The following is a 24,413-nucleotide window of genomic DNA, read 5'->3' as shown; positions in this document are numbered from 1 at the left end:
CGCTTGATCAGACATTGTCGCTTCCCGTGATCATGAATTGCGTCGGCATCACTTGCTGGGCGTATTGAAGGGGCGCACGTTGCTGGCCTCTTCGCCCGAATAGTCCGGTGACTCGGCGTTCGCGTCGTCCTTGCCGATGTCCCGCCAGGGCCGCCCCGAGCGTTTGAAGGCATCGTGCTGTTTTTGCAGCGAAACGCGGCTCTCGCGGGCGATATCGAGGGCGCCCTGGAGCAGCGACCGTTCCGAACGCTCGTTCTGGAGATCTTCCAGCAGGCGCCGGTTCGACGTCTCCAGATCGGCCCGGACGGATTCGTGCCGATGGGTCAGATGCTCGATCCGGTCGTTCAGGGACGCATTGCGGTTGTTGGCCTGTTCGAGGGCCGCATCCTTCGCGGCCAGGGCCTTATTGAGCATGTCGCAGCGGCTTTCGAGGTCGCCCTTCACCCGCTGGATGTCGATGAAACGCTCGTTCTGCCGGGAGAGGTCGGCCTGGATCGCCTCGAGCCGCCGCTCGGACGTCGTGCGTGCGATGACGGCTTCCTTCAGGCTCCTGTCGGCGGACCGGAACTCCTCGTCCTTCTCGCGAAGCTGGTTCCTGGCCTGAACGAGCAGCTGTTCGGTGGAGGCGGCCCGGTTGGACGACGTCTCCAGCTTCATGGCGAGGCTCGCCCGCTCGGTCCGAAGCGCGGACATCTCCGTTTCGTGCTGCGCGTCGTTGCGCTCCCGGAGGGATAGCTCGGCCGCCAACTGACCTTCGATCGCACGCAGGCGCTGATGGTCGGCGTCGGTCGTCGTCTCCAATTCCCGATACTTGAAGTCGAGGTCCGCAAGCCGGGCCGCCTGCTCTTCGCTGAGAAGCTGCAGCCGACGGCCTTCAGCCTCGAGAAGACCGAGCTTCTCGCGCGCATCGGCCAGTTCGTGCTCGGAACGCGCCAGGGCCGTGTCGGCCGCCTGCGCCTCCTGACGCAGCGCGCGGTTCTCGCTCGCGAAAGCCTTGTTCTGTTCCGTCTCCGTGAAAAGTTGGCGCTCCAGGCTTTCGACCAGGCTCGATTTGTCCCGCAGCTCGATCTTCTGCGCGACGACGGCGGCTTCGCCCTCCTTCAGCCGGTCGGAGATCTGCTCGGCGTGGACTTGCGACTCGGCGAACTCACGGCTGACGCGGGAGATGTCGGTCGTCAAATTGGCGACCAGTTCCCTCAGGGTCCCCGAGTTCTTCACCTCTTGCGAAAGCTTCTGCTTCAAGTCCTCGACCTGAACGCTCGCCTTCAAGAGTTCGGCGCTGATGTTGGACAGGGGGTCCAATATTAGGGCGAAGTCGTCCTGCAGTGTCCGCAGGTCTTCGAGCCGGTTCGTCATGGAGTCGATACGCTGGCGAACGACCTCGTCGCGCTGACCGATCGCATCCAATGTTCGGGTCCGACCGGCGGCGTCCGGCTTATTCTCGGGCAGAGGATGATGGATGAACTCGGGGACCACGGCCCTCGGGAGACCCGGCGATGCCATCGGAGGCTGCTCCGCATCCCGACGCGCGTCGTCCTGGTCGTGCCGCAGCGATGATGTCGACGTCACGCGGCGGAATGGCGTCCAGCCCATTGTCGCTACAACCCCTACCCTGTGCTCCAGCGCGAAACGCCAGCGAGTAAAGTTTTTACCATACATTCCGGTCGAGGCGAGTCTGCATTCATAGGTTATGAGTCGCAGATTTTTTTGCGAGGACAATGGGATCGCCGCCGACAAAAAATCATGGCCGCAAATTTACAAGATAAAAATTATCATTTTATATTTAAAATGACAGGTATCATAATGGTTTATAGCCATGCCGAATGTCAATATTTCACATCATGCTGTAGAGATCATCAAATGATGATTCTTAATAAACTAAATTATATCGATGCGGCATCGTCGGCAATAACGTTCATCGTCAGAAATTGAGCTCGATCACCATCGACAAAGACTATCCGGTCGAAAGCGTGTCGTCATCGGCCTGGTTTCGAAAGGAAAATATTCAGAATTATGACTCTCCCAAACAACGCATTTTTCCGGCAACCGAAGCGTGTTTTCGGGAAAGACGTTTGCAGGCCGATCTCTATTGAAATCGGGTTTCCTGCCAGGCGTCACGGCAGGCCGGTGACATGCGCATGCCTTCGCGGCGTCGCGACGAGAAAGACGGCACGCGGTCTATCCGGCCACCCCGGGATGGTCGGCCGGCGCGCGCGGTCCGTTCGCGAGAGGTGCTGACCGCTAGGGTTCACGCTCGGCCGGCCCCCCCCTGCGTGGTCCCTGTCCTGATCGGGCTGCGCCGCGCGGTCGTGGCTAGGGCGTGCCACGGACGTCGGTTTCGCCGCCCGCTTCCACGAAGGCCTTGAGTTCGTCGAGGGATTCGAAGGTGAAGCGGCCGCGCGGGGTCTCCGCCTCGATCGAGCCATCCGAGAACATCACGTAGGTGTTCCCCCCCGAGACATAGGTCCCCACTACCTCGAGGGTGGGGGCGGCAGCCTGCGCGACGGGTTCGGCTGGCGCCGGGTCGATGATGGCGGGCCTGAGGTCCGGGGCTACGGCGGGCGCGAACGGCTCGGCGTCGGCGGGGGTCGGCGGCGCCGACTCGTGCGCGGCGGGCTCGGGAGCCGGAGCGGGCGCGAGGTCGTGCGGCTCGGTCCGCTCGCCTTGGACGGCCTCGTCGGGATGGAGGTCCGATGCGGGCGTGGGAGCAGGGGGGGGGACGGGCGCGTCCGGCGGAGTCGCGCCGAGCGACTCCTCGAAGGTCGGCTCGGGACGTGCCGCAGGAGATGCGCTCGGCATCGCCGCCGCGGCGGCTCCGGCCGCGAGGACGGACGTGCCGGCGACGAGGGGGCGGCGGCTCGTGGAAGCCTTACCGTCGAAAGACTTATCTCTGGACGTCTCGCCTTCGGAAGCCTTGCCTTCGAAAGCCTTGCCTTCGGAGGCCTCATCGAGGCCGGTCGGATCGAGCCGGCCCCGGTCGCGGTGGGGTGCATCGATCGCCGGGTCGGGCGGCAGGGAGACCGTCTCGGCCAAGTCCACCTCCCGATGGGACGGCGCGGCCTGCAAGGATGGGGGGGCTTGCCAGGATGGGGAGGCTTGCCAGGATGGCGAGGCGAGGGAGCGGGCCATGGCCCGGACCTGACGGGCGAGGACGGCGAGGCCCAGGAGCACGCCGCCGGCCGAGGCCGTGGTCGCCCCGGCGATGGTCATCGCCAGTCCGCTCTCCAGCCTGACGAAGGGGAATCCCTGAACCACCGAGGCGATGCCGCCGACGATCATGGCGATGGACAGCGCGAACAGCGCAATGATCATGGAGGTCTCGGGGGTCGGGGTACGCGTGACAGGTGGCGCATCGTAAAGGCATGGTGTCCTTTTGCAAAACCGGTTGCGAAACGGGGCCCGTGCGGGACCGGTTTTGCCGTTGCGGCGTTGCCCTCGGCGAGGCGGGGACCTACCTACCGCCGGGCCGGTGGCCCATCGCGGCGCAGCCTTTGCGCCGGGGTCCGAGCCCCGAGCCCCGAGATCCGGAGAGAGCCGATGACCTTCACCCTTCCCGACCTGCCCTACGCCTACGACGCGCTCGGCCCCTACATGTCGAAGGAAACCCTCGAGTTTCACCACGACAAGCACCACAAGGCCTATGTCGACACCGGCAACAAGCTGCTCGAAGGCACCGATCTCGCCGGGAAGACCGTCGAGGAGATCGTGGTCGCCGCCTACGGCACCAACCAGCCGCTGTTCAACAACGCCGGCCAGCACTTCAACCATCTGCATTTCTGGAACTGGATGAAGCCCAACGGCGGCGGTGCCCCTCCCGGCACCATCGCGCAGAAGATCGACGAGGACCTCGGCGGCTTCGAGAAGTTCAAGGTCGACTTCATCCAGGCCGGCGTCTCGCAGTTCGGCTCCGGCTGGGCCTGGCTCGCGGTCAAGGACGGCAAGCTCGCCATCCTCAAGACCCCCAACGGCGAGAACCCGCTGGTGCACGGCGCCAAGCCGATCCTCGGCGTCGACGTGTGGGAGCACTCCTACTACATCGACTACCGCAACCGCCGCCCCGACTACCTCAAGGCGTTCCTCGAGAACCTCGTGAACTGGGAATACGTCGAGAAGCTCCACGGCGAAGCCACCGCCTGAGCGGACCGCGGCGCCGGCCCCGAGGGCACCGGCCCCGCATCCGGGCCGGTGCATCGGCCCTGCTGACGAGCCGCGGACCCCGGGTCCGCGGCGACCCTCGGTGAATGTTCCGCCAGACCCGCGGGCGAGCCGACCCCGGCGTGCGCAACGGCACGCCCCGCGTCCGGCGCCCGGCGGGTCCGATCCGCTTCTGTTGCGCTGCAGCGAAGCCCTCCTGTAGTTTATAGCGATACCGAAGAGCGGCGGGCGCGGACCCAACGAGCCCGAACCCGCGAGACCCCGAAGTCCCGACCGCCGGCAATGGATCGTGTCCGTCGGCCGGATGGCCCCCTCCGCGCGGCCCGCTCCTCGACCTTTGCGCGACGCGCCCCTGACAGGACGAGATCGATGATTAAACTCACCGTGAACGGAGCTGAACGCAGCTTCGACGGCGACCCCGACATGCCGCTGCTGTGGTATCTTCGCGACGAAGCCGGGTTGACCGGCACCAAGTTCGGTTGTGGCCAGGCCTTGTGCGGCGCCTGTACCGTCCACCTCGGCGGCAGCGCCGTGCGTGGCTGCGTCACCCCGATGTCGGCGGCCGAAGGCCAGGCCGTCGTCACCATCGAAGGTCTGTCGCGGGACGGCAACCACCCGGTCCAGGTCGCCTGGCGCGATCTCGACGTGTCGCAATGCGGTTACTGCCAGTGCGGGCAGATGATGCAGGCGGCCTCCCTTCTCACCGAGACGCCCAAGCCCACCGACGCGCAGATCGACGAGGCCATGGCCGGCAACCTGTGCCGCTGCGGTACCTATCCGCGCATCCGCGCCGCCATCCATCAGGCCGCGGGCACCTCCAAACCCGGTACCTCGAAGCCCGCCACCAAGGGAGATCGCCTGTGATCCACGACGCACGCGCGATGGCCGCAGCGGCCACCACCTCCCCCGAAACCCCCTCGGCGCTGGCCAACGTCAGCCGCCGCGCCATGCTCGGCGGCATGGGCGCCCTGGTCCTGGCCCTGTCCTGGCGTGAGCCGGCCCTGGCGCAGGACAAGGCCGATGGGCCCAAGAAGTTCGGCGCCGACGCCATGCCGCACGGCTGGCAGGACGACCCCAAGGTGTTCGTGGCCATCGCCACCGACGGCACCGTCACGGTCACCTGCCATCGTTCGGAGATGGGCCAGGGCGTGCGCACCTCGGTGGCCATGGTGGTCGCCGACGAGCTCGACGCAGAGTGGTCGAAGGTCAAGGTCGCTCAGGCCTGGGGCGACGAGGCCCGCTTCGGCAACCAGGACACCGACGGGTCCCGGTCCCTGCGCCACTTCTTCCCGCACCTGCGCCATGCCGGCGCGGCGGCCCGGCTGATGCTGGTCCAGGCCGCCGCCAAGCAATGGGGCGTGCCCGTGGCCGAGGTGAAGGCCGAGAACCACGTCGTCACGCACGCCAAGTCGAAGCGCACGGCCGGCTACGGCGAACTCGCGGCCGCCGCGGCCGAACTGCCGGTGCCGGCCCGCGAGGGCGTGGTCCTCAAGGATGCCAAGGCGTTCCGCTACATCGGCAAGACCGAGGGCCGTGCCGAATCCGGCCGCGGCCAGGTCCATCTCATCGACAACCGTGACATCACCACCGGCACGGCGATCTACGGCATCGACACCCGCCTCGAGGGGATGCTGTACGGGCTGATCGCGCGGCCGCCGGTGTTCGGGGGCAAGGTCGCGAGCCTCGACGACAGCGAGGCCAAGAAGGTGCCGGGCGTCGTGAAGATCTTCACGATCCCGGCCCCGGCGATCCCGTCCGAGTTCCAGCCCATCGGCGGCGTCGCGGTGGTGGCCAAGAACACCTGGGCGGCCATGAAGGCCCGCGAGGCCCTCAAGATCACCTGGGACGACGGCCCCAACGCCACTTACGATTCCGTCGCCTTCCGGGGCGAGCTGGAGAAGGCGGCCCGCGCCCCCGGCAAGGTCGTGCGCAACACCGGCGACGTCGACGGCGCGATGGCGAAGGCCAAGCAGAAGGTCGAGGCCGAGTATTTCGTGCCCCACCTCGTCCAGGCGCCGATGGAGCCGCCCGCCGCCACCGTGCGGATCAAGGACGGGTTCTGCGAGGCCTGGGCCAACACCCAGGCGCCGCAGGCGACCCACGACCGCCTCGCCAAGACCCTCGGGCTCGCCGCCGACAAGGTGCGCGTGAACGTGACCCTGCTCGGCGGCGGCTTCGGCCGCAAGTCGAAGCCCGACTACGTGCTCGAGGCGGCGCTGTGCAGCCGCGAGGTCGACGGCGCCCCGGTCAAGCTGATCTGGACCCGGGAGGACGACCTCCACCACGGCTACTACCACACCATCTCGGTGGAGCGCCTGGAGGCCGGCCTCGACGCCAAGGGCATGCCGGTGGCCTGGCTGCACCGTTCGGCCGCCCCCACCATCGGCTCGATCTTCGCGCCGGGCGCCAAGAACCAGCTGCCGTTCGAGCTCGGCATGGGGCTGACCAACACCCCCTTCGCGATCCCCAACGTCCGCCTGGAGAACCCGGAAGCCGACGCGCACGTGCGCATCGGCTGGTTCCGCTCGGTCTCGAACATCCCGCACGCCTTCGCGATCCAGTCTTTCGTGGCCGAACTCGCCCATGCGGCGGGCCGCGACCCGAAGGACTACCTCCTCGACCTCATCGGGCCCGATCGCAGCATCGACCCGACCACGCTCGGCGACGTCTGGAACTACGGCGAGGATCCGGCCCGCTATCCGATCGAGACGGGGCGCCTGCGCCGGGTCATCGAGACGGCGGCCAAGGGCGCCGGCTGGGGCCGCAAGCTCGCGAGCGGCCGTGGGCTCGGCATCGCCGGCCACTACAGCTTCGTCACCTACACGGCCGTGGCGGCCGAGGTGGAGGTCGACGCCAAGGGCGTGGTCTCGGTCAAGCGCATCGACATCGCGGTCGATTGCGGGCCGCAGGTCAACCCGGAGCGGGTGCGCTCGCAGATGGAGGGCGCCGTGGTGATGGGCATGGGGCTCGCACTCTCGTCCGAGATCACCTTCAAGGACGGCCGGGCCCAGCAGAACAACTTCGACGGCTACGAGATCACCCGGATCGACGCCGCCCCGAAGGAACTGCACGTCCACCTCCTGCCCTCGAACGACTACGCCAAGCCGCTGGGCGGCGTCGGCGAACCCGGCGTGCCGCCGGTGGCCCCGGCCATCGCCAACGCGGTGTTCGCCGCCACCGGCCGGCGCATCCGCCAGCTGCCGATCCGCAACCAGGCCAGCGCCTGACGAATCGCGCCCTCTCCGGTCCCTGCGACCGGGGAGGGCGGACCTTCGGTGGGTCCGGCGGGTTGGATGAGGATGCGCCGCCCCGCGTGGCCCCCCCTCATCCGCGCCCCGCGCTCTCGAAGGACACGTCCGACATGATACGACGCCTCTGTCTCGCCGCCGCGGTGCTCACCCTGGCGGCACCCGCCTATGCCTCACCCTGCGGCGACGCCATCGCGTCCCTCGAAAGCCAGGTGAAGGACCAGGCCGGTGCGGCGATCTCCGCCTCCACCAGCGGAAAGGCCGCCGCCGGCGCCAGGGAAGGTCAGGGCCGCGAGGGCGAGGCCGGCTCCGCGCCGATGGCGGCTCCGCCGGCCGTGAGCGCCAGTGCGGGAGAGGGCGGAGACCGCGCCATGCAGGCCAGGGTCGCCCTGGACGAAGCGCGCACCGCGGATGCCAAGGCCGACACCGGAGCCTGCGAAGCCGCCGTCGGCCGTGCCCGCGGCCACCTCGCCGCCGCACCCCGCCCCGCGAACCCGTAGCCGCCCGCGTCGATCGTCGTCCGGCCGTCGACCGTCGTGGCCGGCGGCCGTGTCGCGTGACCGGCCATGGCAGTTCCGCACGCGCGGCGAGGCATGTCCTCGCCCGCGGGAACGGCCGTTCGTGCCCTCAGGCGGCGGCACCCAGGGCATGGTTGTTGCCGCGCAGGCCCGCGCAGAGATCGTCGACTTCCGCAAGGTCTAGGCTATCGCCGGTATGGCATGCGATGGCATCGATCAAGTGATCGTGACGCGGGTCGAAAGGATGACCCTGCAATCTATAGTACTGATAGTAGCGCAATGCTGCAAGAACCGTATCTCTTTCGCGCTGGGTCAGTGTAATATTCTGCATCTGGCGAATTTTGCCCTTGCTCTGCTGGCGATGCTCGCGAGGCATCCTTCCGATTCGTCGGCCTTGACGGTTTAGTAACCCTGCCTCTGCGGGTGCGTCCATCACCTAGGACAGCGTTTCGAACGCCGCCGAGGAGGCGATCGGCCGGCGGGACAAGCCAAGCCGTTGTGCGGTTAGGGCTTCCTTTCCCGCTCGGTCTCCGGGATTTTTTTTGACGCCTACGGCCCGCCAAATTCCTTGACAGTCGGCCCCGGTCCGTCTCCCGACCGGACGCTTGGCGCGGGCCGTCATGCGGCGGGTTTCGCCGTGCTTCGGGCCGTCGCGACAGTGCCGCGAAAGCGGACGCTGGCGAGAACCGGAGCCGGCCACGGGCGGTCCAGGGTCGGCGGTCACCGCGCGAGGATCCGGGCCGGGCCGGCATTCCGCCACGCGCCTGTCCCCTGGCTCGTGGCGGGTACATGAGGCAAAAGGATGTTCTTTCTAAAGAACTCGTGACGGCCGGATTTTTCTTCTCCGCAGAGCCTCGGCCGTGTGACGTTCTTCCATAATGGGACGGGGGGTACGCCGTGTGGTGACGGAGGGCGTCGGAATTGCCATATCTCGGGTCCGGCGCCGGGCGCCGGTGCTTGACTTCGTTCTTTAAAAAGAACGATATCGGAGCGACGGAATCCCCGGGAGCGGGGACGATGCCACCGAACCACGATCCGGAGTGACGACGTGACCGCCATCGACGCCAGCCAGACCGGGCGCCGCCGCGCCCGCCGCAGCCGTCCCCTGCGCGGGTTCGCGGTCGCCGCCTGCCTGGCGGTGGCCCCGCCGACGGCGGCCTGGGCGCAGACCGAACTCCTCAACGTGTCGTACGATCCGACGCGCGAGCTCTACAAGGACATCAACGCCGCCTTCGCCGCCGAGTGGAAGGCCAAGACCGGCGAGACCATCACGGTGCGCGCCTCGCACGGCGGCTCGGGTTCGCAGGCCCGCACGGTCATCGACGGCATCCCCGCCGACGTGGTGACGCTGGGCATCCCCTCGGACATCGACGCCATCGCGCGCATCTCGAAGAAGGTGTCGGCGGACTGGCGCGAGAAGCTCCCCAACCAGGCGCTGCCCTACACCTCCACGGTGGTGTTCCTGGTGCGCAAGGGCAACCCGAAGGGCGTGAAGGACTGGGGCGACCTCGTGAAGCCCGACGTGAAGGTCATCACCCCCAACCCCAAGACGTCCGCGGGCGGGCGCTGGAACTTCCTCGCCGCCTGGGGCTACGCCTACGAGAAGGAAGGCAAGAACGCCGACAAGGCCAACGCCTTCGTCGGCCAGCTTTACGGCCAGGTGCCGGTGCTCGACACCGGTGCGCGCGGCTCCACCGTCACCTTCGCCCAGCGCGGCCTCGGCGACGTGCTGCCGACCTGGGAGAACGAGGCCTACCTCGTGTTCGACGAGTTCGGCCGCGACAAGTTCGACGTCGTGGTGCCCCCGGTCTCGATCTACGCCGAGCCGCCGGTGGCGCTGGTGGAGGCCAACGTCGACAAGAAGGGAACCCGCAAGGCCGCGGAGGCCTATCTGCAGTTCCTCTATTCCGACACGGCGCAGGCGCTGTTCGCCAAGCACCACTACCGCCCGAGCCGGCGCGAGGCGGCAAAGCCCGAGGATCTCGCCCTGCTACCCGAGGTCAAGCTCTTCAGGATCGAGGATCTCCAGGGCAACTGGGACGACATCCAGAAGAAGAACTTCGACAACGGCGGTCTGTTCGACCAGCTGAGCAAGGCCGGTCGCTGAAGGCGCGGTCCCTCCCCGCGAGGGGAGGGGCGCCAGACCCGAGATTCGAGACCATCTCCAGGACCACGCCATGGCCGAACCGCCGCTCCGCCCCCGACGCCGCTTCCGCCAGCCGAGCGTGATCCCCGGCTTCGGGCTCACCTTCGGCTACACGCTGACGGTGCTGAGCCTGATCGTGCTCCTGCCCCTGGCCGCCCTGGTGCTGCGCGCCTCGCAGCTCGGGTTCGCGGGCATCTGGGAGGTCGCCACCGATTCGCGCGTGGCCTCGGCGCTGCGGGTCAGCTTCGGCATCTCGCTTCTGGCGGCGCTGGTCGCCTCGGTGTTCGGCTTCATCGTCGCCTGGGTGCTGACCCGCTACGACTTTCCCGGCCGGCGGATCGTGGACGCGGTCGTCGACCTGCCCTTCGCCCTGCCCACGGCGGTGGCGGGCATCGCACTCGCCGCCCTCTACGCTCCCAACGGGTTGGTCGGCGCGCAACTCGCCAAGCTCGGGATCGAGGCGGCCTACACGCCGCTCGGCATCTTCATCGCCATGGTCTTCATCGGGCTGCCCTTCGCGGTGCGCACGGTGCAGCCGCTCATCGTGGAGATCGACAAGGAGATCGAGGAGGCCTCCGCCACCCTCGGGGCCGGCCGCTGGCACACCCTCGTGAAGGTGGTGCTGCCGCCCCTGATCCCGGCCGTGCTCACGGGCTTCGCCCTCGCCTTCGCGCGGGGCGTCGGCGAGTACGGCTCGATCATCTTCATCGCCGGCAACCTGCCCTACGTCTCCGAGATCGCGCCGCTCCTGATCGTCATCAAGCTCTCGGAATTCGACTACGGCGGCGCCTGCGCCATCGCCACGATCATGCTCGGCATCTCGTTCGTGACGCTGCTCGCCATCAACCTGATCCAGGCCTGGAGCCGCAGGAGGTTCGGTTATGTCTAGCCTCGCCGTACGGGCCCCGGGACCGTCACGACCGACGTCGCAGCCGGCGCCGCGCACCGCCAGCGTCGTCACCGAGGGCGGATTCGTGCGGTGGCTCCTGATCGCGGTCGCGATCGGCTTCCTCGCCCTGTTCCTGGTGTTGCCGCTGGTGACGGTGTTCGTCCAGGCGTTCGCCAAGGGATGGGCGGCCTATCTCGCCGCCTTCACCGAAGCCGACGCCCACTCGGCGATCCGGCTGACCCTGATCGCGGCGGCGATCGCGGTGCCGTTCAACCTCGTGTTCGGCGTGGCCGCGGCCTGGGCCATCGCCAAGTTCGAGTTCAAGGGCAAGAACCTGCTCGTCACCCTCATCGACCTGCCGTTCTCGGTCTCGCCGGTGGTCTCGGGGCTGATCTACGTGCTCGTGTTCGGGGCGCAGGGGCTGATCGGGCCCTGGCTGATCGAACGCGACGTGCAGATCATCTTCGCCATCCCCGGTATCGTGCTGGCGACGATCTTCGTCACCTTCCCCTTCGTCGCCCGCCAGCTGATCCCGCTGATGCAGGAGCAGGGCACAGCCGAGGAGGAGGCCGCGCTCACCCTCGGGGCGTCGGGCTGGCACGCCTTCCGGACGGTGACGCTGCCCAACATCCGCTGGGGGCTGCTCTACAGCGTGCTCCTCTGCAACGCCCGCGCGATGGGCGAATTCGGCGCGGTCTCGGTGGTCTCGGGCCACATCCGCGGGCTCACCAACACGCTGCCGCTCCACGTGGAGATCCTCTACAATGAGTACAACTTCGTTGCCGCTTTCGCCGTCGCCTCCCTCCTTGCCGGTCTCGCTCTTGTCACCCTCGTCATCAAATCCGTCCTCGAATGGCGCTACAGTGCCGACATCGCGGCGGGCGCACGGCGTCACTGACGGCGTGGGCGGCTCCACCGCGATCCGCGTCGAGGCGCTGTCGAAGACCTTCGACACGGCGGCCGTGCTGCACGATTTCTCCCTCGACGTGCGGGCGGGCGAGCTGCTGGCGCTGCTCGGCCCCTCGGGCTCGGGCAAGACCACGCTCCTGCGCATCATCGCCGGGCTCGACTTCCCCGATCGCGGCCGCATCATCTTCGGCGGCGACGACGCCACGCGGCTGCCGGTGCAGCAGCGCGCGGTGGGGTTCGTGTTCCAGCACTACGCCCTGTTCAAGCACATGAGCGTGGCCGAGAACATCGCCTACGGCCTCAATGCCCGCAGGCGCAGCGAGCGCCCGGCCAAGGCCGAGATCAAGGCCCGCGTCGGCGACCTCCTCGACCTCATCAAGCTGTCGGGCTTCGCCGACCGCTACCCGAGCCAGCTCTCGGGCGGCCAGCGCCAGCGCATCGCGCTCGCCCGCGCGCTCGCCGTCGAGCCTCGCGTCCTGCTCCTCGACGAGCCCTTCGGCGCGCTGGACGCCCAGGTGAGGAAGGATCTGCGCCGCTGGCTGCGCGAGATCCACGACCGCACCGGCCAGACCACGATCTTCGTCACCCACGACCAGGACGAGGCGCTGGAACTCTCCGACCGGGTCGCGGTGCTCGACAAGGGCCGCCTCGAACAGGTCGGCACCCCTGACGAGGTCCAGGAGAACCCGGTCTCGGCCACCGTGCTCAAGTTCCTCGGCGACACCATCGAGGTCGAGGCCCTGGCGCGCGACGGGCAGGTCTTCGTCCAGGGGCGCGCCACCCCCGTGGTGGCCCATCCCGGCCTCGTCGGCCCGGTCAAGCTCTACGCCCGGCCCTGGCAGCTCCAGTTCGCGGAGGCCCACGAGGCCCATCTCCACGGCACCGTGCGTTCCTCCTACCGCACGCAAGGACGCCAGCGCATCGAGGTCGACCGGGAGGGCGAGGGCAAGACCGTGGTGGTGGAGGCCTCCGACACCGCCCGCCTCGCCGCCGGGCTGCCGGTGGGCCTGCGCATCCTCGGGGGGTACGTCTTCGCGGATTGAGGCGCGCGGACATGGGGGGCGTCGTCGCGCTCCCTACGCAACCGGCGCGCCCCGCCCCATATCGTGAGGATTCGATCCCGTTGCGACGAGGCGATCCCGCGATGCTCCAGATGTTCCGCAAGCGGCCGGTGATGCCCGGCCCGGCCGAGGCGCTGCCCGGCCGCCCCGACCCGATCCCGACCACGGAGCGGCATTTCGTCAACGGCCAACCCTTGAAGGGGCCCTACCCGGAGGGCGCCGAGCGGATCGTGCTCGGGCTCGGCTGCTTCTGGGGCACCGAGCGCAAGTTCTGGACGTTGCCCCACGGCGTGATCGTGACGGCGGTGGGGTATGCCGGCGGCTACACGCCCAACCCCACCTACGAGGAGGTCTGCTCGGGCCAGACCGGGCACAACGAGGTCGTCCTCGTGGTGTTCGACCCCGCGACGCTGCCCCTCGAGGCGGTGCTCAGGACCTTCTTCGAGAGCCACGACCCGACCCAGGGGATGCGCCAGGGCAACGACGTCGGCACCCAGTACCGCTCCGGCATCTACACCCTCACCGACGCGCAGGCGGCCACGGCCAAAGCCGTGCGCGATGCCTATGGCGCCGCCCTCTCCGAGCGCGGGTTCCCGCCGATCACCACCGAGATCGTGCCGCTGGACACGTTCTACTTCGCCGAGGGCTACCACCAGCAGTACCTCGCCAAGAACCCGGCCGGCTATTGCGGCGTGGGCGGCACCGGCGTCGCCTGCCCGATCGGGACCGGCGTCTCCGCCTGACGATCGCCCGCGCCGAGACCCAAGCTCGGCCTTGCTGGCCCGGTTCACGCATGCGACATGCGCAGCCGGTCGAGGCGGGGTGGAATGGGAATGATCGAGCGGGTTTTCGAGCGGGCGCTGTTCGCCAGCCGCTGGCTGCTGGCGCCCTTCTACGGGGCGCTGGCCATCGGCATCATGGTGCTCCTGTACAAGCTGATCCAGGAGCTCGTCCATTTCGTCCTGCACGCGCCCGAGGCGAACGAGGCGCAGATCATCCTCGGCGTGCTGACCCTCGTCGACCTCTCCTTCACGGCCTCGCTGCTGATCATCGTGATGTTCTCGGGCTACGAGAACTTCGTGTCCAAGATCGACCATTCCGACCATCGGGACTGGCCCGAGTGGATGGGGACGATCGACTTCACCGGCCTGAAGCTGAAACTTCTGTCGTCGATCGTCGCGATCTCGGCGATCCAGCTCCTGAAGTCCTTCATGGACCTCAAGAACACCAGCGACCGCGAACTGGCGTGGCTCGTGGGCATCCACATGGTGTTCGTGGTCTCCGGCATCCTCATGGCACTCACCGACCGCATCGCCGCCGGTCACCACGACAAGTAGGGCGCCCGGTCCCGATCACGGATGGGTGATCCGGCCGAAGGCCGGCGGGCCGCATGAACGTGAGTAATATTTAACGGCTCCGGTGCAGGGTCTCGAAAGGGTTCGGCGAGCGGTTTTCAGAGGGCTGCGTGGCATCGCATCAGCACAGCATCGTCGAAGACGCCGAAGGGCGCGCACTCCTGGACCAGGACATCCAGGGCCATGCTGCGATGTCCTCGACCTTCATCGAGCGGCGCGAGGCCCGCAGCGAGACCAACTGGATCGCGCTGATCCGGCTGCTCGACGGAACCGAGCTGCCCTGCAACGTCAAGGACATCTCGAAATCCGGCGCGCGCCTGGGCGTCCCCGCCTCCTGCGTGCTGCCCGACACCTTCATGCTCAAGGTGGTGGGGCGCAACTTCGTCTGCCTCGTCAAGCTCGCCTGGCGCCGGGGTCACTACGCCGGGGTGCGGATCGAGCGCGTCGGCAAGCTGCCCGAGCCGGCCCGGGTCGAGGAGGCGAACACGCAGGCCGGGCCGGATTCCGGCTACAAGGCGATCGGCACCCGGCGCAACAGCCGCGTCTCCTCCTTCTGATCTCGACCGCCGATGGCCTCCTCGCTCAGCCCGTCGACGGGGGCGCCCTCGGCATGGACCGCGGCGGACAGCGCGATGGCGGCGGTGTTCGCGAGCCTTCTCGCCGCGAGCCTCGTGCTGCCCATCGCCTCGGCCCTGCCGGCGCAGGTCGACTACGCCAACCACCTCGCCCGGATGTGGGTGCTCGCCCGCCTCGACGGGCCGGACGCCAACCCCTTCTACGGTAGCGACTGGGGCTTCTACCCGAACCTGGCGATGGACCTGATCGTGCCGCCGCTGGGCCGCTGGATCGGGGTCGAGGCGGCCACCAAGGCCTTCCTCGTCGCGGGCCTCGTCCTGGTGGCGACGGGGGCGGCGGCGATCGAATGGGTATGGGCCCGCCGCTTCGGCATCTCCGGACTCGTGGCCCTCGTCTGGATGAACAGCGAGCCCTTCGCCTACGGTTTCCTCAACTTCGTGTTCGCCCTCGGGCTCGCCCTGTGGGGGATCGCCGCCTGGCTCGCCCTGGCCCGTCGCGGCTGGCTCCTCCGCCTCGGGCTCCATGTCGTGCTGGTGGCCGCCCTCTCGGTGGGCCATCTCGTGGCGCTCGGCATCTACGGCTTCACCCTCGGCGTCGTCGCCCTGCGCGACCTCCGGACCGGGGGGCCGACCGCCCGGAACCTCGGCACGTTCGCGATCCTGGCCGCGCCGATGCCGGTGGTGGTGGCCCTGCTGCTGGCGGGCGACGGCGCCTCGGACGAGACCGGCGTGGTCTGGCTGTGGCGCGACAAGCTGTTCCAGATCCTCATCGTCAACAGCTACAGCATGCCGGTGTCCCTGGTGACCGTGGGCGTCCTGACGATGGCGGGCTACGTCCTCGCCCGCGAGGGAAAGCTGCGTTTCGATGCCACCGGACGCTGGCTCGCCGTCGGGTTTGCGCTCCTCTACGTCGCGATGCCGTACCGCCTGCTCGATTCGGTGATGGCCGACACCCGGCTGCTGCCGGCGGCGGCGATGATCCTGCCGGCCTTCCTGCAATGGCGGCTGCCGGCGCGGGCGCCGCGTGTCTCCCTGGTGGCGGTCCTCGCGGCCCTGGCGCTGGCGGGAATCCTCGCCGTGGTCCCGGTCCAGCGCAGCCACGACGCCGAGGCGCAGGCCGTCCTGGCCACCTTCGCGCAGCTGCCGCCCCATCCCCGCATCCTTGTGGCCCATAGCGCAACGCCGGACAGGTCCTCCGGCGCCGACCCGGACGGCCAGCCCGTACGGCATCTGGCGGTGCTGGCGGTGCGCGACGTGGATGCCTTCGTCACGGTCCTGTTCGCCGCCAAGGGCAAGCAGCCGATCCTGCCCCGGCCGGAATTCGCCTCCCTCGACGCAGGCCTGGCCTTGCCCTCGATCGACACGCTCGCCGCCATCGGCCAGGGCGCGCGCTACTCCGGCCTGCCGGCCGCCATGAACGAATGGCTGACGACGTTCGACGCCCTCTACGTCATCGGTCCGGTGCGCGAGAACCCATTGCCCGGCGCCCTCACCGCCATCGGCCACGGCCGGTCGATCGTGGCCTATCGCATCGTGCCACCGCGGGCACCGGCCGGCCGCTGAGGCCCGCCCGGTCCCTCAGCGGGCCTTGAGCACGGTCCGGCAGGACGGCGGCAGCGCGGCCATGGTCATCGGCGGCTTGGGCTTGCCCGGCTTGGTGGATTTGGGCGGGTTGAGCACCGCGTCGCTGAACCAATAGGCGAGCTCCTCGCCGCAACCGTCGCTGCCGGGCGGCGAGGCCTGGTCCTCGCATTGCGCCGCCCCCGCCGGGCAGGCGAGGCGGATGTGGTAATGGTAGTTGTGCCCGTACATCGGGCGCACCTTGGAGAGCCAGCCGCGGTTGCCGTCGGCCTCGCGGCACAGGGCCTTCTTGATCGCCGGGTTGACGAACAGGCGCGCCACCTCGGGTTGCTGCGCCGTGAGCCGGATCAGCTTGAGGTGCTCGGGCGTCCACACGCCGGGATCGATGTCGAGGCGGTCGGGCCGCACCACGTTGGTGGCCGACATCTCCTCGCGCTCGGACCGGCTCAGGCGGCGGTCGGGCATCGGCGTCAGCCACACGTCGGCATCGAGGCCGAGCTGGTGCGAGGCGTGGCCGGTCAGCATCGGGCCGCCGCGGGGCTGCGACATGTCGCCCACGAGCAGGCCTGGCCAGCCGACCCGCGGCACCTTGGCGGCCAGGCGCTCCATGAACGCCACGAGGTGGGGGGTGCCCCACATCCGGTTGCGCGACAGGCGCATCACCTGCCAGGTCGGGCCGTCCACCGCCAGCGCCTCGCCCCCGGCAAAGCAGCCCCTGGCATAGGAACCGTAGGCCGCCTCCGGCCCCGGGGCCGGGCTGGTGGCGCGTCCGAACAGGGCCTTGGCGGGGGTCGAGGGATCGTCGGGATTGGCCAGCGGCGGCAGCGGCTTGGCGTCGAGGGTGCCGCGGTCCTGGGCCAGTGCGGCCGGGGACGGGACGAGGGCGGCGAGGGCGAGGAACGCGGCGAAGGCGGGGGATCGGATCATGGGTCGGACGCTAGTCCATCCTGGCCCGCTGCGTCGAGGGCATCGGCCTCACTCGGCCGGCGCCACCGCGATCCGGATGCTGTCGGCCTCGGCGCCGCTCACCACGATCGTCACCGGCCGGGTGCCGAGCTGGAAGCGCACGCTCTTGGCGATCCCGGGACATCCCTGCCGGCGGGTGCTGGCGAGCGGCGGGCGGGTCGTGGTCCCGTCCTGGCTCACGTCGATCCAGGCTTTTTCCGAGAGGGTGACCTGGTAGATCCCCGGCATCAGCGGGGCGGGAATCTCGAGGACGCCGCCGCGCGTCTCGGGCTTGGGTTCGCGCGAGGGCGTGAGCGGCAGGCGCGCCTGGGCCTCGGCCGACAGGGCGAGCACCGCCCCCGGCATTTCCGGCGGCAGGGTGGCACCGGAGGCCAGGCGCGGCAGGTCCGGCGCGGAGAACCACGCGAGCTCGCGCTGGAGCGGCCAGTCGAAGGAGGCGCAGGCCTCGGTCTCGCCCGCCCGCGCCGCGGGCGCGGCGACCCCGGCGAGGACGACGACGAGGCAGGCGAGGAGCCGGGTGCGCATCGGCCTCAATCCACCGCGACCATGACGTCGGAGGCCTTGACCACGGCATAGGCGGGCTTGCCCACCGCCAGCTTCAGGCTCGCCACGGCGTCGTTGGTGATGGCGGCGGTGACGACCTGGCCGGGCGCGATCTCGATCTTGACGTGGGCGGTCGTGGCCCCGGTCTCCACCGACACCACGGTGCCCTTGATGACGTTGCGTGCGCTGATCTGCATGAGGGAGACCTCGATCCCGGGATTGATGTCGGCCCGATCTCATACACCTCCACCGGCCTTCGCGCGACCGCGTCGCGGCTCCCGACCGGGTCATGCCGGGTCGTCGCCGTCCTCCGTCTCCTCGCCGCTGACCCGCCGCGCGACACCCCAGCCGGCCAGCGCGGCATTGATGTCGTCGCGCACGAAGTGACGGGCGCTGTCGCGGTCGTAGCCCTCGTCGAGGAGGTCGTCGTAGTCGGTGCAGACGTGGCGGGCATAGGCGACGAGGCCGAGCCAGGCCGATGCCTCCGGACGGCCCCGGCGCAGGCCTGGGCTCGCCAGCACCCGGTCGAGCACCGCCCCCGCCTCGAACGCCGGCAGGCGCGGGGCGAGGCGTGCGAGGGCGGCGGCCACGGCCTCGCGCCGCGTCGGGCCGTCGGGTCGATGCATCGGCGGCGTCCTCCATCGGCCACGCTCGGTCGGCCTTGCGGGCCCGGGCGATCCGGCCCGGCCACAATCTTTCCATCTGTGTCGGCTAACGGCGGAGGATGCAAAGGGTCGCCCGCCGGCGGTTGTCCGCCGGCCGGGTGGTGGGTATCGCTGGGCGGATCCTTTCATCATCTCTGCCACACTGCGCCGGCTCCCGCCGCCGGCCGGTGGCGTGGGCCGGTGGCGCGCTCTCGCCACCGCCTTGCCTCCCCCCTTCCAGGACACCGCCATGGCCAAAGCCGCCGCCCTCCTCGCCCTGATCGTCCTGGTTGCCGGCTCGGCCGCGTCCGGGGCGATGGCGCAGGATCCCGCCGCCCGGCCCGCGGGCGGGCAGCGCGCCGTCACCGCCACCGGCGTCACCAAGCCGCCGGGCGCCGCCGAGCGGACCGCCGCCAAGGGCGCCCCGTTCTCCAAGGCCGGGACCGAGGCCGCCATGCTCAAGGCCCAGCGCGAGGCCGCCGCCCGCGACAAGGCCTGGGACGCCAAGATGCGCACCACCATGGGCTCGATCTGCAAGGGCTGCTGACCCGGGCCGCCGTCCGGTCGGGTCCGCCCCCGTGATCCGCCTGGAGGCCGTCTCGAAGCGCTATCCCGGCGCCGAGCGCCCGGCCGTGGACGGCATCGACCTCACCGTGCCCGAGGGGACGACCTGCGCCCTGATCGGCCCGTCCGGCTGCGGCAAGTCGACCACCCTGCGCATGGTCAACCGGCTGGTCGAACCCGATGCCGGTCGCATCCGGGTGGCGGGGCGCGACGTGGCCGAGGTCGATCCGGTCGTCCTGCGCCGCTCCATCGGCTACGTGCTGCAAGGGGTCGGGCTGTTTCCCCATCGCAGCGTCGCGCAGAACGTCGCCACCGTGCCCGTCCTGCTGGGCTGGCCGCGCGCCCGCGTCGAGGCGCGGGTCGACGCCATGCTCGACCTCGTGGGCCTCGATCCCGGGCAGTACCGCCGGCGTCGGCCCGACGCCCTCTCCGGCGGCCAGCGCCAGCGGGTCGGCGTGGCGCGGGCGCTGGCCGCCGACCCGCCGGTGCTCCTGATGGACGAGCCCTTCGGTGCGGTCGATCCGGCCGCCCGCGACCGCCTGCAGGGGGAGATCGGCGCCATCCTGCGTCGCTTGCGCAAGACCGTGATCCTGGTCACCCACGACCTCGACGAGGCCATGCGGCTCGCCGACCGGGTCGTGGTGATGCGCGAGGGCCGGATCGCCCAGGCCGATGCGCCCCTGACGCTGCTGGCCGCCCCCGCCGACGCGGGCGTCGCCGCCTTCCTCGGCGAGGACCGGGTGCTGCGCCGCCTCGCCCTCGTCACGGTGGCCGCCTGCGCGAGTCCCGGCGACGCCCCCGGCGCCCCGGCCATCGCGGGGGAGGCCTCGCTGAAGGAGGCCCTGGCGCTGCTGTTCGCCACCGGCGCATCCCGCCTCGCGGTCACCGGTCTGGACGCGCCGGCCCGGCTCGACATCGAAGCGATCCGGGCCGCGGCGCGGGTGCCGGGCCCGGGCGTTTAGGGACCCAGGAACCGCCCCACCAGCAGCCGTGCCAGGTCGCGGGGCGGCTCCGGGGTCAGCACCGCGAGCTTGCGCGAGGTCGAGAGCGAGGCCAGCCCGTGCAGCCCCGCCCACAGGGTCGCCACCGCCTGGCGCCGTTCCGTCGCATCGGGGATCATCGGGGCCAGGACCCGGTCGACGAGGTCGGTGGCCTGGGCCAGGGCCGCCGCATACCACTCCGGGAACGCCGAATCCGGGGCGAGGGTATGCTCGAACACGAGGCTCCACACCTGCGGGTCGGCGGCCACGAAGGCGAGGTAGGTGTCGGCCAGCGCGAGGGCGTTGGCGCGGGGCGTCGCTCCGGCGTCCACCGAGGCGACGAGGGCCGCGTGCAGGCGCGCCAGGGTGCGGGCGTTCACCCGCATCACCACCGTGTCGAGGTCGCCGACCGCGTTGTAGATCGAGTTCGGGGCGTAGCCGATCACGGCGGCCAGCCGCCGCATCCCGAGGCCGCGCAGGCCCTCGGTCCGTACCAGCCCCTCTGCCGCCTTGGTGACGAGGGCCGAGAATTCCTCGCGGCTGTGCTCGCCGCGCGGGCCGGTGCCGCGCCGCGCCGTCGTTCTGCTTCGGGTTGGCTCGGTCACCGCGCTCGTCCCTCCCGCCCGGCCGTGCGGCGCCGCACGGAGCCGGCGGCTTAGGGGCCCGGCGCCCCCCGGATCAAGATTGCACGGCGTATAAAACAACGCCATGATTTGCACGTCGTTCAAAGCGATGGCGGCCGGGCTCACCCGAAATGAGCCGCGCAGGCCCGAATTTGACGCTTCGTTATGTGGCGGGCAGTCATGCTCCCGCCGGAGGAGAATGCCATGTTCCGCTCGTTGATGACCGCGCGCCGTTTCGCGCCGCTGTTCTGGTGCCAGTTCTTCTCCGCCTTCAACGACAACTTCCTCAAGAACGCCCTGGCGTTCCTGATCCTGTTCAAGGTCAGCCAGGGCGGCGACGGCGCGTCCCCCGGCATGCTCGTCACCCTGGCCAGCGCCGTCTTCATCGGCCCGTTCTTCATCCTGTCGGGCCTCGGCGGCCAGCTCGCCGACCGCTACGACAAGGCGGTGGTCGCCAAGCGCCTGAAGTTCGCCGAGATCTTCGCCGCGGGCGCCGCGGTGCTCGGCTTCTACCTCCACTCGGTTCCGGTCCTGTTCGTGGCCCTCGGGCTGTTCGGCGCCATCGCCGCCCTGTTCGGACCCATCAAGTACGGCATCCTGCCCGATCACCTGAAGCGGGCCGAACTGCCGGCCGGCAACGCGCTCATCGAGGGCGCGACCTTCCTCGCGATCTTGCTGGGCACCATCGTCGCCGGGCTGGCCACCGCCATGGGCGGCGAGCCCGCCGCCTTCGGCGTGATGATCATGGCCTTCGCGATCCTGTGCTGGCTCTGCGCCCGCGGCATCCCGCGCACCGGCGAAGGCGCGCCCGATCTCGTGATCGACCCCAACATCGCCCGCTCGACCCGCGACCTCCTGCGCGATCTGTGGTCGGACACCCGGCTGTGGCGGGGCTCGCTCATCGTAAGCTGGTTCTGGCTGGTGGGCGCGGTGGTGCTCTCGCTCCTGCCCGTCATGGTCAAGAACAGCCTCCACGGCTCCGAGACGGTGGTGACGCTGCTGCTGGCCATGTTCTCGGTGGGCATCGCGCTGGGCTCGGGCCTCGCCTCCTGGCTGGCGAGCGGGCGCATCGTGCTGCTGCCGACCCCGATCGGCGCCGTGCTGATGGGCCTGTTCGGCCTCGACCTCGCCTGGACGCTGTCGCACCTCCCCCCGGGCAGCGGCGAACTCGTCGGCGCGCAGGCCTTCCTCGCCACGGGCACCGGCCTGCGCGTCACCATCGACCTCGTGGGCCTGGCCATCGCCGGCGGCCTCTACATCGTACCCTCCTTCGCCGCGGTGCAGGCCTGGACCGACAAGGACAAGCGCGCCCGCGTCATCGGCGCCGTCAACGTGCTCACCGCCGCCTTCATGGTGGGCGGCACCCTGGCGCTGGCCGCCCTGCAGGGCGCGGGCTGGTCGATGGCCGCCCTGTTCGCGCTGATCTCCGTGCTCAACCTCGTGGCCGGCGCGGTGATCCTGATGGTGATGCCCACCAGCGCGTTTCGCGATTTCCTCTCGATCCTGTTCCGCGCCTTCTACCGCCTCGAGGTGCGCGGCCTCGAGAACGTGGAGGCCGCCGGCCCCAACGCGATCATCGCCCTCAACCACGTCTCCTTCCTCGATGCGCCGCTGGCCCTGTCGCTCCTCGACCAGGAGCCGGTGTTCGCCATCGACCACGGCATCGCGCAGCGCTGGTGGGTGAAGCCGTTCCTGCGGATCACCAAGGCGATGCCGCTCGATCCGACCAAGCCCATGGGCACGCGCACCCTCATCAACGCCGTCAAGAACGGCGAGACGCTGATCATCTTCCCCGAGGGCCGGCTCACGGTGACGGGGAGCCTGATGAAGGTCTACGACGGGGCCGGGCTCATCGCCGACAAGTCCGGCGCCATGGTGGTGCCGGTGCGCATCGAGGGACCGGAGAAGACCATCTTCTCCCGCCTGTCGCGGGACCAGGTGCGCGGGCGCTGGTGGCCCAAGATCGTCGTCACCGTGATGCCGCCGGTGCGCCTCGAGGTCGATCCCGCCCTCAAGGGCAAGAACCGCCGGCAGGCGGCGGGGGCCGCCCTCTACGGCATCATGTCGAACCTCGTGTTCGACACCACGCCGATCGACCGCGGCCTGATGGAAGCGCTGATCGCGGCGGGCGAGGACTACGGCTGGGGCCGCACCGCGGTGGAGGACCCGATCACCGGCAAGCTCTCCTACTCCCGCCTCGTGATGGGGGCCACGGTGCTCGGCCGCAAACTGATGCCGCTGGCGCCGGAGGGTCGTCCCATCGGCCTGATGCTGCCCAACGCCAACGGCGCGGCGGTGACCTTCTTCGCCCTGGCCTCGGCGGGCCGGGTACCGGCGATGATCAACTTCTCGGCCGGGCCCGCCAACATCCTGTCCGCCTGCAAGGCGGCGCAGGTCACCACCATCCTGACCTCGCGCGGCTTCATCGAGAAGGCCCGCCTCGGGGGGCTGGTCGAGGCGATCCAGGGTGCGGTGAAGCTCGTCTACCTCGAAGACGTGCGCGCCACGATCTCCACCACGGACAAGCTGCGCGGCCTGCTCGCCAATGGGATCCTGGCCAAGCGAAAGCCCCTGGTGGCGCGAAAGGGCGACGACCCGGCCGCGATCCTGTTCACCTCGGGCTCGGAGGGCACGCCCAAGGGCGTGGTGCTGGCCAACCGCAACATGCTCGCCAACACCGCCCAGGCCGCCGCGCGCATCGATTTCGGCCGCACCGACAAGGTCTTCAACGTGCTCCCCGTCTTCCACGCCTTCGGGCTGACGGTGGGGCTGGTGCTGCCGCTGGTCTCGGGCGTGCCGGTCTACCTCTACCCCTCGCCGCTGCACTACCGGATCGTGCCCGAGCTCATCTACGGCTCGAACAGCACCATCCTGTTCGGTACCGACACCTTCCTCACCGGTTACGCCCGGGCGGCGCATGCCTACGACCTGCGCTCCCTGCGCTACATCCTGGCCGGCGCCGAGCCGGTGAAGGAATCGACCCGGCGCACCTATGCGGAAAAATTCGGCCTGCGGATCCTCGAAGGCTACGGCGTCACCGAGACCGGCCCGGTGCTGGCGCTCAACACGCCGATGTTCAACAAGTTCGGCAGCGTCGGGCGGATCATGCCGGGCATGGAATCCAGGCTCGAGACGGTGCCGGGAATCGAGGAGGGCGGGCGCCTGTTCGTGCGCGGCCCCAACGTCATGCTCGGCTACCTGCGCGCCGAGAAGCCGGGCGTGCTGGAGCCGCCGGCGGACGGGTGGCACGACACCGGCGATATCGTCACCATCGACGCGGCCGGCTTCGTCACCATCAAGGGCCGGGCCAAGCGCTTCGCCAAGATCGCCGGCGAGATGGTGTCGCTCGCCGCCATCGAGTCGCTCGCCGCCGAACTCTGGCCCCAGGCCCCGAGCGCGGTGGCCGCGGTGCCCGACGCGCGCAAGGGCGAGCGGCTGATCCTGTTCACCGAGTCGAGGGGCGCGACGCGGGCCGACTACCAGGCCTTCGCCAAGGGCAAGGGCGCCACCGAGATCGCGATTCCCGCCGAGGTGGTGGTCGTCGACAAGGTGCCGATGCTCGGCACCGGCAAGGTCGACCAGGTGACCGTCACCCGGCTCGCCCGCGAGCGCGCCGAGGGCCAGGCCACCGCGGCGGCGTGAGGGGGGTAAGAGGG

Annotated in this window: 23 protein-coding genes; 15 read left to right on the top strand and 8 right to left on the bottom strand. The window is 69.8% G+C overall.

What is annotated here, in order from left to right; all coding sequences use genetic code 11:
* Positions 1-48: 48 nt before the first annotated feature.
* Both ASG40_RS02630 and ASG40_RS02625 read right to left on the bottom strand, forming a co-directional pair.
* On the bottom strand, positions 49-1,476 hold the full coding sequence (locus ASG40_RS02630; protein ID WP_244480503.1) for a chromosome partitioning protein ParA: 1,428 nt from the start codon (positions 1,474-1,476) through the stop codon (positions 49-51).
* An 837-nt stretch (positions 1,477-2,313) separates the two neighbouring features.
* Entirely contained in the window at positions 2,314-3,312 is a 999-nt protein-coding gene (locus tag ASG40_RS02625) for a hypothetical protein (protein WP_055880012.1), read from the bottom strand.
* A 225-nt stretch (positions 3,313-3,537) separates the two neighbouring features.
* On the opposite strand from ASG40_RS02625, the gene ASG40_RS02620 reads away from it, so the two are divergent.
* The 4 genes from ASG40_RS02620 (at position 3,538) to ASG40_RS02605 (ending at position 7,903) form a co-directional block, all read left to right on the top strand.
* Positions 3,538-4,137: a superoxide dismutase gene (locus ASG40_RS02620; RefSeq protein ID WP_055880007.1), complete on the top strand. Its 600-nt coding sequence runs from the start codon at positions 3,538-3,540 to the stop codon at positions 4,135-4,137.
* A gap of 387 nt (positions 4,138-4,524) precedes the next feature.
* Complete coding sequence (locus tag ASG40_RS02615; protein ID WP_055880003.1) at positions 4,525-5,019, top strand: (2Fe-2S)-binding protein; 495 nt, start codon at positions 4,525-4,527, stop codon at positions 5,017-5,019.
* Complete coding sequence (locus ASG40_RS02610) at positions 5,016-7,382, top strand: xanthine dehydrogenase family protein molybdopterin-binding subunit (RefSeq protein ID WP_055880000.1); 2,367 nt, start codon at positions 5,016-5,018, stop codon at positions 7,380-7,382. Before ASG40_RS02615 ends, ASG40_RS02610 begins: the two co-directional genes overlap by 4 nt.
* 134 nt (positions 7,383-7,516) lie before the next feature.
* Positions 7,517-7,903 (top strand): hypothetical protein, encoded by a 387-nt coding sequence (locus ASG40_RS02605; RefSeq protein ID WP_055879996.1) that lies wholly within the window; start codon positions 7,517-7,519, stop codon positions 7,901-7,903.
* Between the two features lie 127 nt (positions 7,904-8,030).
* Here ASG40_RS02605 and ASG40_RS02600 read toward each other — a convergent pair whose 3' ends face one another.
* Entirely contained in the window at positions 8,031-8,252 is a 222-nt protein-coding gene (locus ASG40_RS02600) for a hypothetical protein (protein ID WP_055881177.1), read from the bottom strand.
* Positions 8,253-8,978: 726 nt separating this feature from the next.
* Between ASG40_RS02600 and ASG40_RS02595 the strand changes: the two genes are divergently transcribed.
* From ASG40_RS02595 to ASG40_RS02560, 8 genes are all read left to right on the top strand, one after another.
* Positions 8,979-10,028 (top strand): sulfate ABC transporter substrate-binding protein, encoded by a 1,050-nt coding sequence (locus ASG40_RS02595; protein ID WP_082523887.1) that lies wholly within the window; start codon positions 8,979-8,981, stop codon positions 10,026-10,028.
* A gap of 70 nt (positions 10,029-10,098) precedes the next feature.
* The gene (gene cysT, locus ASG40_RS02590) at positions 10,099-10,956 is read left to right on the top strand and encodes a sulfate ABC transporter permease subunit CysT (protein WP_055879994.1); all 858 of its coding nucleotides are present in this window, start codon (positions 10,099-10,101) and stop codon (positions 10,954-10,956) included.
* Positions 10,949-11,854, top strand: a complete 906-nt coding sequence (cysW, locus tag ASG40_RS02585; protein WP_055879991.1) for a sulfate ABC transporter permease subunit CysW — start codon at positions 10,949-10,951, stop codon at positions 11,852-11,854. Before cysT ends, cysW begins: the two co-directional genes overlap by 8 nt.
* A 4-nt stretch (positions 11,855-11,858) precedes the next feature.
* Positions 11,859-12,908, top strand: a complete 1,050-nt coding sequence (locus ASG40_RS02580; protein WP_055881170.1) for a sulfate/molybdate ABC transporter ATP-binding protein — start codon at positions 11,859-11,861, stop codon at positions 12,906-12,908.
* Between the two features lie 101 nt (positions 12,909-13,009).
* Positions 13,010-13,669 carry a peptide-methionine (S)-S-oxide reductase MsrA gene (gene msrA / locus ASG40_RS02575; protein WP_055879988.1) on the top strand — a complete coding sequence of 220 codons (660 nt, stop codon included), beginning with the start codon at positions 13,010-13,012 and terminating at the stop codon, positions 13,667-13,669.
* Between the two features lie 90 nt (positions 13,670-13,759).
* Positions 13,760-14,263 (top strand): TIGR00645 family protein, encoded by a 504-nt coding sequence (locus tag ASG40_RS02570; protein WP_055879984.1) that lies wholly within the window; start codon positions 13,760-13,762, stop codon positions 14,261-14,263.
* A gap of 128 nt (positions 14,264-14,391) precedes the next feature.
* Complete coding sequence (locus ASG40_RS21580) at positions 14,392-14,838, top strand: hypothetical protein (RefSeq protein ID WP_055879981.1); 447 nt, start codon at positions 14,392-14,394, stop codon at positions 14,836-14,838.
* A 75-nt stretch (positions 14,839-14,913) separates the two neighbouring features.
* On the top strand, positions 14,914-16,419 hold the full coding sequence (locus tag ASG40_RS02560; RefSeq protein ID WP_156387517.1) for a hypothetical protein: 1,506 nt from the start codon (positions 14,914-14,916) through the stop codon (positions 16,417-16,419).
* Between the two features lie 15 nt (positions 16,420-16,434).
* On the opposite strand, the gene mepA is transcribed toward ASG40_RS02560, so the two are convergent.
* The 4 genes from mepA to ASG40_RS02540 form a co-directional block, all read right to left on the bottom strand.
* Positions 16,435-17,364, bottom strand: coding sequence for a penicillin-insensitive murein endopeptidase (mepA, locus tag ASG40_RS02555; RefSeq protein WP_055879975.1), 930 nt, complete (start codon positions 17,362-17,364; stop codon positions 16,435-16,437).
* Between the two features lie 48 nt (positions 17,365-17,412).
* On the bottom strand, positions 17,413-17,928 hold the full coding sequence (locus ASG40_RS02550) for a hypothetical protein (protein ID WP_055879972.1): 516 nt from the start codon (positions 17,926-17,928) through the stop codon (positions 17,413-17,415).
* A gap of 5 nt (positions 17,929-17,933) precedes the next feature.
* A complete protein-coding gene (locus ASG40_RS02545) occupies positions 17,934-18,143 on the bottom strand; it encodes a TOBE domain-containing protein (RefSeq protein ID WP_055879968.1) in 210 nt (69 codons plus the stop codon).
* 90 nt (positions 18,144-18,233) lie between these two features.
* Positions 18,234-18,572, bottom strand: coding sequence for a DUF2293 domain-containing protein (locus ASG40_RS02540; protein WP_055879966.1), 339 nt, complete (start codon positions 18,570-18,572; stop codon positions 18,234-18,236).
* A gap of 268 nt (positions 18,573-18,840) precedes the next feature.
* On the opposite strand from ASG40_RS02540, the gene ASG40_RS02535 reads away from it, so the two are divergent.
* Together ASG40_RS02535 and ASG40_RS02530 are read left to right on the top strand one after the other, a co-directional pair.
* Complete coding sequence (locus tag ASG40_RS02535) at positions 18,841-19,137, top strand: hypothetical protein (RefSeq protein ID WP_055879962.1); 297 nt, start codon at positions 18,841-18,843, stop codon at positions 19,135-19,137.
* Between the two features lie 31 nt (positions 19,138-19,168).
* Positions 19,169-20,116, top strand: a complete 948-nt coding sequence (locus ASG40_RS02530) for an ABC transporter ATP-binding protein (protein ID WP_055879960.1) — start codon at positions 19,169-19,171, stop codon at positions 20,114-20,116.
* Here the strand turns inward: ASG40_RS02530 and ASG40_RS02525 are convergent.
* Positions 20,113-20,598, bottom strand: a complete 486-nt coding sequence (locus ASG40_RS02525) for a TetR-like C-terminal domain-containing protein (RefSeq protein ID WP_244472255.1) — start codon at positions 20,596-20,598, stop codon at positions 20,113-20,115. The two genes, ASG40_RS02530 and ASG40_RS02525, sit on opposite strands and share 4 nt — an antisense overlap.
* A gap of 363 nt (positions 20,599-20,961) precedes the next feature.
* On the opposite strand from ASG40_RS02525, the gene ASG40_RS02520 reads away from it, so the two are divergent.
* Positions 20,962-24,399, top strand: a complete 3,438-nt coding sequence (locus tag ASG40_RS02520; RefSeq protein ID WP_055881166.1) for an acyl-[ACP]--phospholipid O-acyltransferase — start codon at positions 20,962-20,964, stop codon at positions 24,397-24,399.
* Positions 24,400-24,413: the final 14 nt, after the last annotated feature.

This window comes from Methylobacterium sp. Leaf399 (assembly GCF_001424525.1).
GTDB lineage: Bacteria > Pseudomonadota > Alphaproteobacteria > Rhizobiales > Beijerinckiaceae > Methylobacterium.
This window is presented reverse-complemented; position numbering and strand designations above follow the sequence as displayed.

What these genes read in the sequence shown, in the direction of transcription:
- ASG40_RS02625 (WP_055880012.1), bottom strand. Translation starts at nt 3,312, where the DNA reads ATGATCATTGCGCTGTTCGCGCTGTCCATCGCCATGATCGTCGGCGGC.
- ASG40_RS02620 (WP_055880007.1), top strand. Translation starts at nt 3,538, where the DNA reads ATGACCTTCACCCTTCCCGACCTGCCCTACGCCTACGACGCGCTCGGC.
- ASG40_RS02615 (WP_055880003.1), top strand. Translation starts at nt 4,525, where the DNA reads ATGATTAAACTCACCGTGAACGGAGCTGAACGCAGCTTCGACGGCGAC.
- ASG40_RS02605 (WP_055879996.1), top strand. Translation starts at nt 7,517, where the DNA reads ATGATACGACGCCTCTGTCTCGCCGCCGCGGTGCTCACCCTGGCGGCA.
- ASG40_RS02600 (WP_055881177.1), bottom strand. Translation starts at nt 8,252, where the DNA reads ATGCAGAATATTACACTGACCCAGCGCGAAAGAGATACGGTTCTTGCA.
- cysT (WP_055879994.1), top strand. Translation starts at nt 10,099, where the DNA reads ATGGCCGAACCGCCGCTCCGCCCCCGACGCCGCTTCCGCCAGCCGAGC.
- cysW (WP_055879991.1), top strand. Translation starts at nt 10,949, where the DNA reads ATGTCTAGCCTCGCCGTACGGGCCCCGGGACCGTCACGACCGACGTCG.
- msrA (WP_055879988.1), top strand. Translation starts at nt 13,010, where the DNA reads ATGCTCCAGATGTTCCGCAAGCGGCCGGTGATGCCCGGCCCGGCCGAG.
- ASG40_RS02570 (WP_055879984.1), top strand. Translation starts at nt 13,760, where the DNA reads ATGATCGAGCGGGTTTTCGAGCGGGCGCTGTTCGCCAGCCGCTGGCTG.
- ASG40_RS02560 (WP_156387517.1), top strand. Translation starts at nt 14,914, where the DNA reads ATGGCGGCGGTGTTCGCGAGCCTTCTCGCCGCGAGCCTCGTGCTGCCC.
- mepA (WP_055879975.1), bottom strand. Translation starts at nt 17,364, where the DNA reads ATGATCCGATCCCCCGCCTTCGCCGCGTTCCTCGCCCTCGCCGCCCTC.
- ASG40_RS02550 (WP_055879972.1), bottom strand. Translation starts at nt 17,928, where the DNA reads ATGCGCACCCGGCTCCTCGCCTGCCTCGTCGTCGTCCTCGCCGGGGTC.
- ASG40_RS02545 (WP_055879968.1), bottom strand. Translation starts at nt 18,143, where the DNA reads ATGCAGATCAGCGCACGCAACGTCATCAAGGGCACCGTGGTGTCGGTG.
- ASG40_RS02540 (WP_055879966.1), bottom strand. Translation starts at nt 18,572, where the DNA reads ATGCATCGACCCGACGGCCCGACGCGGCGCGAGGCCGTGGCCGCCGCC.
- ASG40_RS02535 (WP_055879962.1), top strand. Translation starts at nt 18,841, where the DNA reads ATGGCCAAAGCCGCCGCCCTCCTCGCCCTGATCGTCCTGGTTGCCGGC.
- ASG40_RS02525 (WP_244472255.1), bottom strand. Translation starts at nt 20,598, where the DNA reads ATGCGGCGGCTGGCCGCCGTGATCGGCTACGCCCCGAACTCGATCTAC.
- ASG40_RS02520 (WP_055881166.1), top strand. Translation starts at nt 20,962, where the DNA reads ATGTTCCGCTCGTTGATGACCGCGCGCCGTTTCGCGCCGCTGTTCTGG.